The sequence below is a fragment of the Thiofilum sp. genome, assembly GCF_016711335.1.
In the GTDB taxonomy this organism is placed as follows: domain Bacteria; phylum Pseudomonadota; class Gammaproteobacteria; order Thiotrichales; family Thiotrichaceae; genus Thiofilum.
In genome coordinates, this window is sequence record NZ_JADJTF010000001.1 from 3,117,739 (window position 1) to 3,132,488 (window position 14,750).

The following is a 14,750-nucleotide window of genomic DNA, read 5'->3' on the forward strand; positions in this document are numbered from 1 at the left end:
GAAGTATTGTAAAGAGCAACCAAAAGGGTCGCAATACGTTTATCAGCGCCTCATAGAGCCAAAATGACCTAAAATAATAATTGACGCAACGCACAAAAAGACTAATATAACTCCATATGGAATCCTATTGGATGGTAATAGGATGTTAAGCAGTTAAATGAGCACTCTATGAACAACGTTACCCCGCTACGCTCCAAAGTGGGCGATACTGAAAAAATCACGATTAATCTAGGCTATGTCGATCTAGGACAGATCGATCTGATGGTGCAAGAGGGGTTTTACTCCAATCGCACCGACTTTATTCGTACCGCTATTCGTAATCAGCTAGCTACTCATGCCGATGTAGTCAAGCAAACCATGACCCGTAAAACCCTAGAACTAGGCCTACGTCATTACAGTCGTCAGGATTTAGAAGCGGTACAACGAGCGGGTGAAAAGCTGCATATTCAAGTCGTTGGGCTAGCGACTATAGGCTCTGATGTGAGTGTTGAACTAGCCCTAGCGACTATTGAAGCCATTCACGTATTGGGCGTATTGCAGGCTAGTAGCGAACTGAAAAGCGCTTTAGCTGCGCGTATTTACTAATTAAAGGAATAATAAAATGATGAAATCACCACTACTCGACTCTATGCAGGAAGCATTTAAGTTAGTCAAAGCAGGGCAATTAGGTGAAGCTACGGCAACCATTCAACGGGCTTTAGGGGGTAAAGCATCTGCTAAAGATGACACTATTATTGAAGGTGAAGTACTCCATAAAACGCATACTCAAGCGCCTCCTCAACAACCCGCCACACCCACCCTTACCCCCTCAACCGAGCCTAAACACGGGGCGAATAAGCTTAATCATTTATTCAAAACTTTTGCTAAAACGAGCACGGTTACACCTCAGCCCATACCTAATAATGCGCAATTTATTACTAAAACCTTTAGTAATCAGTATGGTAGCCGTGATTATAAACTATATATTCCTAGCACCTATGGCAGCAAACCTGTGCCACTCGTAATTATGTTGCACGGCTGTACGCAATCAAGTGATGACTTTGCCAATGGCACGCAAATGAATGCTTTAGCTGAGCAACATCAAGTGCTGATTGCCTACCCTGAACAAAGTGCTCAAGCCAATGCCCAACGCTGTTGGAGTTGGTTTAAACCGCAAGATCAAACGCATAATCAAGGCGAACCTTCGATTATTGCCGGTATTACTCAGGCCATTATGAGTGAGTATCAGGTGGATAAAAAACGCGTTTATATTGCAGGTTTATCGGCGGGTGGGGCGATGAGTGCGATTATGGCGGCCTTATATCCTGATCTTTATAGTGCGGTGGGGATTCATTCGGGCTTAGCGTTTGGGAGTGCACATGATTTACCTTCTGCTTTAATGGCGATGAATTTAGGAGCTAAACCCATTCATAAGCCTAATCAATTTGTGCCGCTGATTATTTTTCAAGGTGATCTGGATAAAACCGTTTCACTGCGTAATGCTGAAACTTTATTTGAACAGGCTAAAACGCTCTATCAGCAACGCGATGAGTATTTTGAGTTAACCACTCAAGACTATCATCCAAGTAATAGCCATGCTTATACGCGCACTGTGCTTAAAAATAGTAAAGAGCGCCATGAGCTAGAGTATTGGACTATTCACGGCGCAGGGCATGCGTGGTCGGGTGGGGATAGGAGTGGCTCGTACACTGATCCTAAAGGCCCTAATGCCTCTTGGGAAATGTTGCGCTTTTTCCTCCATCATACGCTGTAGCGCTAGTGATTCGCCTCTTGTTTATTTTAAGTTCTGCGGCATACTTTATGCCGCTTTTTTCATAGGGGTAGTGTTATTGTGGAGTCTAATCCTTGCCTTGCTTGCGGAGCGTGTTGTGCGAGTTTTCGTGTGTCGTTTTATTGGGGCGAAACGACGGATAGTCCTTTTGGTACTGTTCCGGTTGAGCTGACTGAGCCGCTTAATTCTACGCGGGTGGCGATGCGTGGTACGAATCAAAATAGTCCGCATTGTATTGCGTTAGAGGGTGTGGTGGGGCAAGCGACGACTTGTAAGATTTATACGCAGCGTTCGTCGACGTGCCGTGAGTTTACGGCGTCTTGGGAAGATGGTAAGCCTAATGAAATTTGCGATAAAGCACGGGCGAAGTATGGATTAGCATCGTTGCCCTGCCCTGCTGAGCGGTTGGGTTCCAAGGCTTAGGTTTTTGGGATTAATAGTGCTTTAAAGTACCGCTGGTCAGTTGTATAATTCTGTGTAAAGAGTCTGTCAAATAAACTGTTATTTCGTTGCTCCGACTCCGCCTAATTCTAATATACAGAGTCTGCCTAATTTTTTCCGTATAACCTGTTATACCTAGTTTCAGTATAACATACTTTTAGGTTTAAAATATCATGCCCCATAAAACCTTAAACAAACAAAAAATATTTGCTGAAGATGCTTTATACAGTTCATACGATCTTTCAGAACTAAATGATGATGAGATAACTTCCTTTTTTACATCTGGATCTATTGATGCATATTGCACAAAATGTAAAAAGAGAAGCGTTTTTAGACTAAACGATGATACATTTTCATATAATAAAGAAAAATCACAAGTAACTAAATTTGGACTTATTACAGTCAAAGCAAAATGCACAAGAGAAAACCACAATGAGTTATTAAATAGATTAGGGAATTGCGATAATATTTTTTATGCTATTTTTAAAAGATATAGCAATGATCTATTAAAAATCGGGCAATATCCTTCAAAAGGAGATATGGATTTTGGCGAGTTAGATGATTCATACAAGGAACTTCCAGATTATTTACGTACTGAACTTGGCACCTCAATAGGTTTATATGCTCACGGCGTAGGTATAGGAGCCTTCGTTTATCTTCGCCGCATATTTGAAATTCTATTAGAAGAAGCTCATCAAATAGCCAAAAAAGAAGAAAAATGGGAAGAAGATAAATATATTAAATCCAGAGTTACAGAAAGAATACAACTACTTTCTAAATTTCTGCCAACTCGTCTTGTCCAATCTGCAAATTTATATGGTGTATTAAGTAAAGGTTTGCATGAGTTGTCAGAAGAAGAATGTAAGAGTCATTATACTTTAGTTCGGCAGGCTATACAGCTAATCTTAAAACAAAAGCATGAAGATAAAGAATATGATAAAGTCGTCAATAAAATTAACAATATAAATTAAAAACCTAACATTAGTCGACGACGGACGCTGTGATAGCCCGCGTCTTCGTCCAACCTACTCCCCGCCGCGATCGTCATACATAACATTAGCAGGTGCTAAATCTAAAAACACCGCTAAATTTCAGTGTAGAAAAAGCTTGCTCCAGACCAAAAATAGGCAACAGAATCACACCAAGCTATACTGACCAAAGACCAATAACTGGACTGAAACCATCATGGGTAAAGTAGAACCAACCACCGAACACCCCCGCTACTTGCCGGAGAGTACTCAACGCTACGACAATCTCATTTTGTTCGATGGTATGTGCAACCTCTGCACCAAGTCAGTTCAATTCATCATTCGCCACGATCAGCGCGAAATCTTCACCTTTGCTTCCGTCCAATCCCCATTAGGTCGAGATCTGCTCCAACAGGCAGGCTTAGACCCAGACGACGTACAATCTTTTGCGCTGATCACCACCAAACAAACCCTAACCCGTAGCGACGCCGCTCTTGAGATTGCCAAGCATTTCGGCGGCATTTGGCGTCTCAGTGTTGTATTGCATTTCATACCCAAACCATGGCGCGATGGACTTTACTCATTTATTGCGCGGCGGCGTTTTGCTTGGTTTGGTCGACGTGATAGCTGCATGATACCGTCCGAAAACCTAAAAAAGCGGTTTTTGTCGTGAGATTTCGTTTTAAAATCAGCAATAAATGCTGATACTACAAATAGGTATTGTGATTTTTTTATTAAAAGTGCTTTAAACTACTGCTGGTCGGCTATATAATTTTTTATCGATCCACTGACAAAATAAAACAGCTTGTCTGAAAAAATATACAAGTCAAGCCAGTACACTACTGACACACTTCATAAAAAAGGAAGCAGTTTCAATGAACCAAATATCAACAACAGCACTAGCTAAAATATATGATATTTCTCCGAAAGAATTATTTTCCCATCTAGTAGATATGGGCTATATCATTAAACACAATGATACTTGGTCTTTAACTGAGCTTGGCATTAAAAATGGAGGATCAATAAAAGAATCCGCTCAATATGGTCAATACATTGTTTGGCCGGAGGATCTTGATCTTAATAAAGAACAAACCAATGCAAAACTGATAACATCCACCGTTATTGGCAAAAATTTTGATTTGTCACCTAACAAAATTAATTTTATTTTATCAGAACTGGGCTGGGTACAAAAAGGCTTAAAAGGTTGGGTAATTACTGAACCAGGGAAAAAACAAGGCGGAGTGCAATCAGAAGATAAAAAATCAGGTATTCCCTATGTGCGTTGGCCTGAATCCATCATAGAGTCAAAATCATTAAAGGAGACTATTGATCAAGTCAAGGGCGTTAATCACTCTCCTTTGCCGGAAACAACTAAAACCGCAAATGAAGAATCCGTAGAATTTAGAGAAAAATTTGAAGCTAAACATAGAAGTGCTGACGGTCATATGGTTCGTTCAAAAGCAGAAATGCTCATTGATAATTGGCTTTATATGGCTGAGATTGTACATGCCTATGAAAGAAAGTTACCTATAGAAGAAGATGTTTATTGTGATTTTTATATTCCAACTGGCAAGGTTTATATCGAGTATTGGGGATATGAAAACGATCCGAAATACTTAGCAAGAAAACAGAAGAAAATAGATCTTTATAATAAATATGGTTTCAATCTTATAGAACTACAAGATAAAGACGTTCAAAACCTTGATGATGTTCTCCCTAGATTGCTACTTAAGTTTGGTGTCCAAGCCTATTAAAATGCCTAACCAGTAATAAAACGAAGGCCTAATAATGAACTATATAACAACATTTTTTCCCCCAACAGGACAACTATTTTTAGGTTTTTTGGCACTAATACTCTTACTGATAATAGTATCATATTTAAAGTCTTCACACTTCAAAGGCAAAGCTGGAGAGGCTATAGTCAAACTCTCCATCAATAGCAAACTCGATCCCAATATATACCATTTAATAAATGACGTGACACTACCATCTTTCGATGGCACGACACAGATTGATCATCTCATCGTATCTATCTATGGCATTTTCGTGATAGAGACGAAAAACATGAAGGGGTGGATATTTGGTAACAAACACAACAAAACATGGACACAAACTATCTATAAAAGGTCGTATACATTTCAAAATCCACTTCACCAGAATTACAAACACATCAAAGTACTATCCAAAATTACTGGTATTGAGGAAAATAAATTTCATTCAATTATAGTTTTTATTGGTGACAGCACCTTCAAAACCACAATGCCTGATAATGTTTTAGATAGGGGTTGGGTTGATTATATAAGCTCCAAAAAGGATTTAATGTTATCAACTAATTTAGTACAAGATGCTATAGAACGCATCAATTCACAAAAACTTGAGGCATCATTCAAAACTAATCGAGAACATATTGAGCAACTCAGAGCCAATCGAAATCGACTTAAGTCTTAATTGCCCAAAATGCGGCTCAGTTCTAACAAAAATAATGGCTAAGAAAGGAACTACTAGCCATCGTGAGTTTTATGGCTGCTCTGAGTTCCCACAAAGCTGCATGATACCGTCCGAAAACCTAAAAAAGCGGTTTTTGTCGTGAAGGGCTTTTTTAAAATCAAATACTCATAATTGGAGACAAATCATGGCAAAAGGATATTGGATTGTTCACGTAGATATTATTGATCCCGAAAAGTTCAAGGCCTATGCTTCAGCAACGCCTGTAGCACTCAAAAAATATGGCGCTCAATTTCTAGCACGAGCTGGACAATATCAGAATCCAGAGGGGGCAACTAAAACACGTAATAGTATTATTGAGTTTCCTTCTTATCAAGCTGCGATAGATTGTTATTACTCAGAAGAATATCAAGCAGCCGCCAAACTACGTCTTTCCGCTGTGACTATAGACGTGGTGATTGTTGAGGGCGTTGATGCTTCTTAAAAAATCAATGGCTTAACCGTATACTTATCGAGAACCCCTTTAAAAATGGAGCATAAATATGACGCAAACCGCAGATAATGAGAGCAATGAGCAAATAATAATAGAGCAGACTGATGACATTTTTGAAGATTCATCCAGTTTTTTTGTGAGTGCCTCAGGCGTTAAATACAATATCCACTTATTCAAATCAATCCACGAAATTCCTATGCCAATAAGAGCACATAATGCATTTTTGCGGCAAAATATTATTTATCTTGGTGATTTAGTAAATACGCCCTACCGTAATTTGATACAAACTCCCAACCTAGGTAGACTGGCTTTGGAGAGTGTAGCCGATAGCCTAAAAAAACTTAATCTTCGATTTGATATGGATATACCTGATTGGCCGCCTCTAGATATTATTAGTTTAAGAAAAAGATATGAGGAGCTAGCGTTGTCTAATAAAAAATAGAATTAGCCCCCTGAAATTTAGTTTGGTCGACGTGATAGCTGCATGATACCGTCCGAAAATCTAAAAAAGCGGTTTTATCGTGAAGTGCTTTTTCAAAAAATCAGCCATTAAATTTTGAAAATCGTCAAGTTTTAAACTACTTGGCAAATACTAAGATGGGGTATCGGGTGATTCATTATCTAAAGCAAAAATATAACTTAAGTCGATTCCTAACTCAGCAAAAGGTGGGATATGAAACTTTTGCGGATTAGCGCTGGCTTGATATTCTTGTGAAAACACCACTCGATAGTGTTCACCTTCCAACTCATAGGCAATCAATGTTTTAGTTTCAGGTGAAATAATCCAATAGTAAGGGACTCGATAGCTTTGGAGCCGCAATAAGTGCATTACTAAATCTTTCCCCTCATGCCCAGGGGACGTAATTTCACACACCCAATCCGGCAATACTTCCATGACACCCACCGGAGGGCGAGGCACGCGCTCTTTACGCCATCCGGCTAGATCGTGAGTAGGACAATGGTGTTCGTTGTAGCGCACACTCACTTCGGTAGCAATCCACCAACCGCCTTCGTCTTTGCGGCGCTTAAATAATGAAATTTCATCCGCCAGTGATGATTGCACCATAGCATGCGCAAACCGCGCCATAGGACGTTTAATAATTTCGCCATTGATCAGTTCAACCCGTAGCTCTGCTTGAGCAGCTTGATAAAGATCATCAATGGTTTGTAGTCGGTGAGCTTCCATAGTTTCAGACCTCTAATGGGATGGGGTCATTATAAGCTGATCTTAAGTGTTTACATAGAATTCGCGTGTTTTTGTATTAATAGTGCTTTAAACTACCGCTGGTCGGCTGTATAATTTTGTGTAAATCCCCAGCAAAATCGAAAAATCCCTATGAATACAGATTGTTATCTTGCAGCTCCAATTCCGCCTAATTCTAATATACAGAGTCTGCCTAGTTTTTTCCGTATAACCTGTTATACCTAGTTTCCGTATAACATACTATTGGGTTCAGAATTACCCCCCTCCACTAAAGATAACTAATCAAATAGAGATTTAAATTAGAATATGGAAATACAGAAAAATCTATTTCCTAAAGAACATGATATGTTCCTTAATGACAAAAAAGCATTGTCGATAATAAAAAAGGTAGAAAGCTACAGTGAAATATGGTGGGAAATGCAAGATGTTCTTACTTTGGCTGAGTCTCTACATGAAATATTTCAAGAAAAAGAAATTTATAAGGCATTAAAAGAAAAGCATAAAGATATTATCATTGACGAAGAAATAATGATGGCAATCAATCTTTTAGCAAAAGATTATTCTGATAATAGAAACGAATTCCAAAAACAAAGAGACGATTTTCAAGAGTTTATTTCAAACATTGGAATATTGCCAGCCTTATATTTTCTTTCTCCAAAATTAGCCATGAGTCTAGAATACTCCCTCTCAGGGGCTATTGTCACTTATGCCAAATCCTTTAACAGTTCAATAGGCAGAGTTAAACTTACAGATAGTGTTAAAACAATATTCAAAGACAATATAGAATTGATAGGCTTTCACAACAACCTAATTGATTTAAGAAATAAACACTATGCCCATACTGAATTACGTGCAAATAAATTCTTTCTTAAATACTGGGCACATAAAAATAGCAACAAAATAAATATAGAAGAAAACTTAAGTCATAGCCAAGCTAGATTCTGTGAAACTTTTGATTATAATTCCTTTATCAGTTGCATTAATATCATAATGGCTTATCTTAAAAATCAGATTTCATCAATGACTCAAACACTTGATAACCATCTTTCATATGAACAAAAAGAGCTTTTAGTAAAAATATCTTCTGATGAAGCATTTGAAAAATCGGGAATAAAACATAATATAATGTCAAGTCGAGAGAAATAAAAACCCAACAATTTATTCGACGACGGACGCGGTGACAGCCCGCGGGTCCCAACAATTTACTCCCCGCCGTGCCCGTTAATTCAGACGTTAGCACCAAATAATACCAATGACGAAAAATAATCTTATGAATAACCAAAATGATTACACCAGCGTATTTGAAAAAGCACAAAAAATGGTTTCACCAATAAACGACTTGCTTAAGAATGATGCTTTTTTAAAAAGCTGTATCGATAAATTATCAGAGGAAGGAACTAATATCACATTTAATGAAAATGTCAGCATTGATTGCAATAATTCAGGAATATACTTGTTTTGGATTAGCTTTAAAAACCTGGATGTGAAAACTACAAATTCATTAGAAAAAATATTAGAAAACTTCTTGAATAAATGGGACAATCCAGAAGAGTCTATCAGTTACTTTCCAAAATCAAATAAAGAACGAAGTAAATCAACTTCTGAAAAATATCAGAAAGAAGACTGGATCCCATTTTATTTGGGAAAATCAGAAAATATCGGTGATCGTATCCATCAGCATTTATACATTGAACCAAATAAAAAAACTTATGCATTAAAATTAATGCATAGAAAATCTTTTTCTAAAAAAGTTAAATTCAAAATAAATTATTTATCAATTAAAACAACAAATGTTGATTATTTCTTAGTGGAGCGGGTTGAATTATTTTTACGTGACAAATTATTTCCAATAATAGGGAAACAATAAAAAAGTATTCTCTGTAATCTAGTTTAGAGTGGAAGTTTAGAGTGGACTAAGGAAGTTTAGATAGTTTCATCGATCTAGTATTCAGATATTTGATAGTATGTCGTACTAACCATAATTAAAAATTGGTGTTACCCATAATCTTTTATGGAGTTGAGGATAAGCAGTGATAAATCAATTCACAAAAAATATAACATTAATAACTTCAATTAACGGGCTAACAATTATGTCGACGACGGACGCGGTGACAACCCGCGACTTCGCACAATTTACTCCCCGCCGCGCCCGTCACACATGACGTTATAAGGAATCAAACTTGTGAGTACATACGAATTAGAAAAAGACATTTGGTCTGAAGCTGATTTCAGTGTTATGGGGTGGCATGATGCCTCAATATGGTCAATAATTCCTAATTCAGAGAAATTCGAATACTTGCTAGACCTTGATTATATTTTCAAATGGGTTCACCCGAATGAAAATGAAACATACTTTAAATTTTGGGTCACTCCCGTAACAATGGTTTTTGAAAATGCTTTTGATGTGAAAATTGATATTGAATCACAGCAAGGTCTCATTGAGGTGTCAGACCTTTACAAGGAGCATCCAAAACTAACACCAAATCGTAAGTTTACAACTCATACTTATCGCTTTGAATGTCAAGAAGGTGAAATATCGGTCAAAGCAACAAGTTTCAAAATGTACGTTCGTCAAGAACCAAAGCTTATTCAAGGTCAACGCTTTGAGCTTGAATAACGTGGTGGTGTTAATTTCAGTCGTGCATTAAATGCTTTATAACAACGTAATCTTTGATGATTAGCTTGCAAAGGAATACCAACTACATCATTGACAACCCATCTCATGTACATACAATGTAACTATGATACAGTTCGAGTGGAACACTAAAAAAGCAGCTATCAACCTAAAGAAACATAGCATTTCCTTTGATGAAGCAAAGTCCATTTTCATTGAGGGCAAAGTAAAGTTTATTTCTCTACCTCGCCCTACCAAAAACCTATACCAAACTCTTAGTCACAATCTCATTCACATCACTAGATAAATTCGGCGTTTTTTGAATCCGCTCTAATTGCGCTTTCATTAACCCCGAACGCACTGGCTCATAATGCCGCCAATTCATCAACGGGCGCACCATACGCGACGCAATTTGCGGATTAAACGTATTTAACTCCAATACCCGTTTTGCTAAAAACTCATAACCCTGACCATCAAAAGCATGGAAATGCAACGGATTACGCATCGCAAATGCGCCAATTAATGCCCGCACTTTATTCGGATTACGAATATCAAATTTCTCGTGATTCAGTAAGGCCTCGACCCGTTTTAACGTATCCGGTAAAGCAGAAGTCGCTTGCAGCGCAAACCATTTATCCAACACTAACGTATTATGTTTCCAGCGCTCATAGAAATCAGCAATCGCCTGCTCACGCGCCTCGCCCTCAATATCATTCAATACCGCTAAAGCTGCGAGCGTATCGGTCATATTATTGGCTTCACGATATTGAGCAGCTACTAGCTCAACAATCGCTTCATCTTGAATACGCCCCAAATAGCTCAATGCCACATTCTTCAAGCTGCGCCGCCCCACACTGCTGCTATCAATCTCATACGCGGTCGCCGTATTGCGCTCTTGATACACTTGCTCCAAATCTAAACGTAGGGCTTTAGCTAAATTCGTCACTACAAATTCACGCACTTCATGAATCGCCTGCGGGTCACTAGGGCGCACCGCTTCAGCAATATCGGTCTCAGACGGCAGTGCCAACGCTTCAGCTTTAAACGCATCATCAAGCGCGGGATCGGTCAATAAGGTTTGGAACGCATGCACCATATAATGCTCTAAACCAAAGGGCAGACCGTGATGCTTAGCGTCTAATAACTCCTTAAAGGTTTGCATAGCTAAGCGCTGCCCCGCATCCCAGCGATTAAAGGCATCACTATCATGCTGCATTAAAAACGCCAGTTCCTCACCACTATAGGGATAGGATAATTTCACCGGAGCGGAGAAGCCACGCAGTAGAGAAGGCAAAGGCTTTTCAGTGATATTAATGAAGGTAAAGGACTGTTCTGCTTCAGTAAAATGTAATACTCGCGTGCTAGCTTTAGCCTCACTTTCACCTTGTAATTGCAAGGCTAAATCATTGCCTTGGCTATCGAGCAACCCGACTTCCAAGGGTATTAAATAAGGCTGCTTGGTCGCTGATTCTGGTGTGGGTGGGCAAGATTGTTTAAAGGTTAAAGTACAGGTTTGAGCGGCTGCGTCATAGTCCATACTAGATTGTACTTCCGGTGTTCCCGCTTGATCATACCAGCGTTGGAATTGACTTAGATTCACCCCATTAGCATCGGCCATGGCTGCCAAAAAGTCTTCTGTCGTGACCGCTTGACCGTCGTGACGTTTAAAATATAAGTCCATGCCCTTACGGAAACCGTCGCGTCCTAATAGAGTGAGGTACATACGCACCACTTCCGCACCCTTTTCATACACGGTCATGGTGTAAAAATTATTGATTTCCATATAGGACGCGGGACGAATCGGATGCGCCATAGGGCTAGCATCTTCAGTGAACTGGAAAGTACGTAAACCGCGCACATCCTCAATGCGTTTGACCGGACGCGAATGTAAATCCGAGGTAAATTCCTGATCACGAAAAACAGTTAAACCCTCTTTTAAGGACAATTGAAACCAATCACGACAGGTGACACGATTCCCCGTCCAGTTGTGGAAATACTCATGACCAATCACCGCTTCAATATCGAGATAATCCGCATCGGTCGCCGTTTCGGGGCTGGCAAATACCAGTTTGGAATTAAAGACATTGAGGCCCTTATTTTCCATCGCCCCCATATTAAAATCATCAACCGCCACAATCATATAAATATCAAGGTCATACTCCAGTCCAAAACGCTCCTCGTCCCACCTCATCGCACGTTTGAGTGACGCCATTGCATGACCACATTTATCAATATTGTGCGCTTCGGTATAGATATACAGATCAACATTGCGCCCCGAACTCGTGGTGAAGGTGTCTTTCACATGCTGCAAATTGCCCGCCACTAGCGCAAATAAATAAGAGGGTTTTCTAAAAGGATCATGCCACACGGCAAAATGGCGACCATTCGCTAATTGCCCTTGCTCAATCAAATTACCATTGGAGAGTAATACCGGATATTTAGCTTGATCAGCTTCAAGGCGCGTGGTGAACACGGTCATTACATCGGGACGATCTAAATAATAAGTAATTTTACGGAAACCTTGCGCCTCGCATTGCGTACAGAAATTACCGCTGGACTGATATAAGCCTTCTAACGCTTTATTATTTTTCGGGTCAATTTGCGTCACAATGACTAATTCAAATTGAGCAGGCAGATTGGGAATACTAAGCGTCTCGCTATCGACTGCATATTGACTAGGCTCTAATGCCTGACCATTCACACTGACACTGATGAGCTTGAGTAATTCGCCATTGAGCACTAAATCGCTATTGTTATGATGAGTACGCACATACTGGGCGGTTGCAGTTACTAAAGTTTCATGCTCGTGCAAATTAAAATTCAGCGCTAATGATTCAATGGCAAAATCAGGGGCCTGATAATCTTTTAAATAAATTGTATTCGGTGCGTGTTCAGTGCGCATGAGTAGGAGTCCTTGCATGTAATGTTTTATTAATCATGTCATAGTCGGGATGTTGAGCACTAATATGCCCCAAACGCAGTAGTAGGTCGATATTGACTAGATTGCAATTATCTTTAAATTGGGTGGTACGTTCGGTGAGATCAGCCATTTGCTCTAAGGTCATTAGCTCAAATTTAATCACTTCACCGTCAATATTGACGGGCTGAAAATGCTCTGGCAACCACAGATCAAATACAAAAATAGTCGAGCGATCTAAACCACGCTCACCTTGTTGTTGATAATCGATATTACGTACATGCTGAGCGGTTTGAGCCAGTTCTAGAGGGATATTAGCCTCTTCTGCCGCTTCTTTGAGCATATTATGGCGTACACTAATGCCGACGGGTTGCCCTCCGGCTACCATTTGATCAAGCTTACCCGGCCAGAGGGGTTTCACTAGGGTACGTGTGCCGACCCAGACTTTGATACCTTGAGCCGTTTTCACTAAACCATTGACGTGTAGCCCAAAATTTTTAATCCCTAAATAGCTCGTCGCTGCTCGTTCGACTTCAAATTCAGCATGACCTCCAAAGCTATGGGTAATGGGATAATTTTCACCGACCCAGCTATCTAAGACCTTATCTTGATATAAGCGGCGCATCACTTCCATCACCGCTGCGGTACGCTCGTTATAATCGACTAATTTATTATCCAGCCACACCTCATTATGCGTGACATTGAACACCTGCGGAAAACACGCTAACTGCTCAGCAAAACTAGGTAGCACATAACCATAAGGCTGTCCGGCGACTTTAAACGTAGGAAACTGCCCCAGTTTGGCATTATTACAAGCCGCAATGCGATCTAAATAGCCCATAGCCCACCCCAAACTTAAAAGACCTATTGTAGCGGGTGCGAGTAAAAGACTGGCAAATTTATTAGTTTTTCAGGGTAAAAAGCACGGTCTATTACCACCTAATCAACGTAACTCAGCTCTAAGGCTTAATCCCAATCCCTAGGGTCAACTTTATAATAGTACTTTAATTCACTAAATAACTCTGGATGGAGCTGCTGCATCGCTTGTGGCTGCTCAAAAAAGACCTCAGTCACCACCGCAAAAAATTCAGCCGGATTCGTCGCACCATAATAATCCAGTAGTGTGTGATCACCTTGCAGTGCCGCCTGTTGCAGTGCTTGAAATTCGCGTTGAAATACATCCGCCCAACGCTGATAGCGCTTTTTATTAGCCAGTACTGGCGCACCATTCACCGTACCTGCTTCGCTATCTAATTGATGAGCAAACTCATGTAGTACCAAATTCATACCATCATGGCGGTCTTGATTGCCTTTAAGCACATCTTCCCACGACAAAATCACCTTACCATTCGCCCAAGACTCACCCAACAAATGTGCCGGATAAGCATGACGTAACCCTGCCTCATCCTCACCTTCGCGTGGCACACTAAAGGCACTGGGATAAACCAAAATATACCGCAAGCCACCAAAGACATCGGTTTTACGATTGAGCAGAAGCAAACACGCGCTCGCGGCAATGGTGACTTTGATCTCATCTGTAATGACTAAGCCATTACAGCCAGTAAACTCTTTTTGATGAATAAATTGCTTCACTAGGCGCTGAAGCTGGTGTTGTAGATCAGTCGGTAAATAGCGATAGGTAGGCACATTACGCCGGATAATCGCACGCCACTCAGCCGGAAAAGGAGCAGTAATCACTTGGCGCAAACGGTAATAAGGCCACACATAATAGGTAAATACACCTAACATAATGAGCGCCAATAACACCCACGACCCGTCCATCATGATTAATACCTGAGTTATATGATAAGGATTAAATGGAGGTGATGGAGTACAATTTCAAGTAGTAGATGTTGTTATGAGCAACTTATTCAGAGATTCAGTGCCGTTGCATATA

General features: G+C 40.0%; 16 protein-coding genes. 12 read left to right on the forward strand and 4 right to left on the reverse strand.

The window, feature by feature from the left end:
* Positions 1 to 168: 168 nt before the first annotated feature.
* From IPL34_RS14740 to IPL34_RS14780, 9 genes are all read left to right on the forward strand, one after another.
* Positions 169 to 585 carry a hypothetical protein gene (locus IPL34_RS14740; protein WP_296842207.1) on the forward strand — a complete coding sequence of 139 codons (417 nt, stop codon included), beginning with the start codon at positions 169 to 171 and terminating at the stop codon, positions 583 to 585.
* A 16-nt stretch (positions 586 to 601) separates the two neighbouring features.
* Positions 602 to 1,753, forward strand: coding sequence for a PHB depolymerase family esterase (locus IPL34_RS14745; protein WP_296842208.1), 1,152 nt, complete (start codon positions 602 to 604; stop codon positions 1,751 to 1,753).
* 78 nt (positions 1,754 to 1,831) lie between these two features.
* Positions 1,832 to 2,194, forward strand: coding sequence for a YkgJ family cysteine cluster protein (locus IPL34_RS14750; RefSeq protein WP_366931060.1), 363 nt, complete (start codon positions 1,832 to 1,834; stop codon positions 2,192 to 2,194).
* A 191-nt stretch (positions 2,195 to 2,385) separates the two neighbouring features.
* A complete protein-coding gene (locus IPL34_RS14755; protein WP_296842209.1) occupies positions 2,386 to 3,183 on the forward strand; it encodes a hypothetical protein in 798 nt (265 codons plus the stop codon).
* A 214-nt stretch (positions 3,184 to 3,397) separates the two neighbouring features.
* Positions 3,398 to 3,853, forward strand: a complete 456-nt coding sequence (locus IPL34_RS14760) for a thiol-disulfide oxidoreductase DCC family protein (protein WP_296842210.1) — start codon at positions 3,398 to 3,400, stop codon at positions 3,851 to 3,853.
* A 202-nt stretch (positions 3,854 to 4,055) separates the two neighbouring features.
* A complete protein-coding gene (locus IPL34_RS14765) occupies positions 4,056 to 4,934 on the forward strand; it encodes a hypothetical protein (protein ID WP_296842211.1) in 879 nt (292 codons plus the stop codon).
* A gap of 34 nt (positions 4,935 to 4,968) precedes the next feature.
* A complete protein-coding gene (locus tag IPL34_RS14770; protein ID WP_296842212.1) occupies positions 4,969 to 5,628 on the forward strand; it encodes a nuclease-related domain-containing protein in 660 nt (219 codons plus the stop codon).
* 184 nt (positions 5,629 to 5,812) lie between these two features.
* A complete protein-coding gene (locus tag IPL34_RS14775) occupies positions 5,813 to 6,109 on the forward strand; it encodes a DUF1330 domain-containing protein (RefSeq protein ID WP_296842213.1) in 297 nt (98 codons plus the stop codon).
* Between the two features lie 58 nt (positions 6,110 to 6,167).
* Positions 6,168 to 6,560 carry a DNA-directed RNA polymerase subunit alpha C-terminal domain-containing protein gene (locus tag IPL34_RS14780; RefSeq protein WP_296842214.1) on the forward strand — a complete coding sequence of 131 codons (393 nt, stop codon included), beginning with the start codon at positions 6,168 to 6,170 and terminating at the stop codon, positions 6,558 to 6,560.
* A gap of 150 nt (positions 6,561 to 6,710) precedes the next feature.
* On the opposite strand, the gene IPL34_RS14785 is transcribed toward IPL34_RS14780, so the two are convergent.
* Positions 6,711 to 7,304, reverse strand: coding sequence for a Uma2 family endonuclease (locus IPL34_RS14785; protein ID WP_296842215.1), 594 nt, complete (start codon positions 7,302 to 7,304; stop codon positions 6,711 to 6,713).
* A 324-nt stretch (positions 7,305 to 7,628) separates the two neighbouring features.
* On the opposite strand from IPL34_RS14785, the gene IPL34_RS14790 reads away from it, so the two are divergent.
* The 3 genes from IPL34_RS14790 (at position 7,629) to IPL34_RS14800 (ending at position 9,939) form a co-directional block, all read left to right on the forward strand.
* Positions 7,629 to 8,468, forward strand: coding sequence for a hypothetical protein (locus IPL34_RS14790; protein WP_296842216.1), 840 nt, complete (start codon positions 7,629 to 7,631; stop codon positions 8,466 to 8,468).
* A gap of 124 nt (positions 8,469 to 8,592) precedes the next feature.
* Positions 8,593 to 9,189: a hypothetical protein gene (locus IPL34_RS14795; protein ID WP_296842217.1), complete on the forward strand. Its 597-nt coding sequence runs from the start codon at positions 8,593 to 8,595 to the stop codon at positions 9,187 to 9,189.
* Positions 9,190 to 9,504: 315 nt separating this feature from the next.
* A complete protein-coding gene (locus IPL34_RS14800; protein WP_296842218.1) occupies positions 9,505 to 9,939 on the forward strand; it encodes a hypothetical protein in 435 nt (144 codons plus the stop codon).
* A gap of 259 nt (positions 9,940 to 10,198) precedes the next feature.
* Here IPL34_RS14800 and pepN read toward each other — a convergent pair whose 3' ends face one another.
* From pepN to IPL34_RS14815, 3 genes are all read right to left on the reverse strand, one after another.
* Positions 10,199 to 12,838 (reverse strand): aminopeptidase N, encoded by a 2,640-nt coding sequence (gene pepN, locus IPL34_RS14805; protein ID WP_296842219.1) that lies wholly within the window; start codon positions 12,836 to 12,838, stop codon positions 10,199 to 10,201.
* A complete protein-coding gene (locus IPL34_RS14810) occupies positions 12,828 to 13,694 on the reverse strand; it encodes a DUF4743 domain-containing protein (RefSeq protein ID WP_296842220.1) in 867 nt (288 codons plus the stop codon). Before IPL34_RS14810 ends, pepN begins: the two co-directional genes overlap by 11 nt.
* 125 nt (positions 13,695 to 13,819) lie before the next feature.
* Entirely contained in the window at positions 13,820 to 14,638 is an 819-nt protein-coding gene (locus IPL34_RS14815) for a M90 family metallopeptidase (protein ID WP_296842221.1), read from the reverse strand.
* Between the last annotated feature and the right edge of the window lie 112 nt (positions 14,639 to 14,750).

What these genes read in the sequence shown, in the direction of transcription:
- IPL34_RS14740 (WP_296842207.1), top strand. Translation starts at nt 169, where the DNA reads ATGAACAACGTTACCCCGCTACGCTCCAAAGTGGGCGATACTGAAAAA.
- IPL34_RS14745 (WP_296842208.1), top strand. Translation starts at nt 602, where the DNA reads ATGATGAAATCACCACTACTCGACTCTATGCAGGAAGCATTTAAGTTA.
- IPL34_RS14755 (WP_296842209.1), top strand. Translation starts at nt 2,386, where the DNA reads ATGCCCCATAAAACCTTAAACAAACAAAAAATATTTGCTGAAGATGCT.
- IPL34_RS14760 (WP_296842210.1), top strand. Translation starts at nt 3,398, where the DNA reads ATGGGTAAAGTAGAACCAACCACCGAACACCCCCGCTACTTGCCGGAG.
- IPL34_RS14765 (WP_296842211.1), top strand. Translation starts at nt 4,056, where the DNA reads ATGAACCAAATATCAACAACAGCACTAGCTAAAATATATGATATTTCT.
- IPL34_RS14770 (WP_296842212.1), top strand. Translation starts at nt 4,969, where the DNA reads ATGAACTATATAACAACATTTTTTCCCCCAACAGGACAACTATTTTTA.
- IPL34_RS14775 (WP_296842213.1), top strand. Translation starts at nt 5,813, where the DNA reads ATGGCAAAAGGATATTGGATTGTTCACGTAGATATTATTGATCCCGAA.
- IPL34_RS14780 (WP_296842214.1), top strand. Translation starts at nt 6,168, where the DNA reads ATGACGCAAACCGCAGATAATGAGAGCAATGAGCAAATAATAATAGAG.
- IPL34_RS14785 (WP_296842215.1), bottom strand. Translation starts at nt 7,304, where the DNA reads ATGGAAGCTCACCGACTACAAACCATTGATGATCTTTATCAAGCTGCT.
- IPL34_RS14790 (WP_296842216.1), top strand. Translation starts at nt 7,629, where the DNA reads ATGGAAATACAGAAAAATCTATTTCCTAAAGAACATGATATGTTCCTT.
- IPL34_RS14795 (WP_296842217.1), top strand. Translation starts at nt 8,593, where the DNA reads ATGAATAACCAAAATGATTACACCAGCGTATTTGAAAAAGCACAAAAA.
- pepN (WP_296842219.1), bottom strand. Translation starts at nt 12,838, where the DNA reads ATGCGCACTGAACACGCACCGAATACAATTTATTTAAAAGATTATCAG.
- IPL34_RS14810 (WP_296842220.1), bottom strand. Translation starts at nt 13,694, where the DNA reads ATGGGCTATTTAGATCGCATTGCGGCTTGTAATAATGCCAAACTGGGG.
- IPL34_RS14815 (WP_296842221.1), bottom strand. Translation starts at nt 14,638, where the DNA reads ATGATGGACGGGTCGTGGGTGTTATTGGCGCTCATTATGTTAGGTGTA.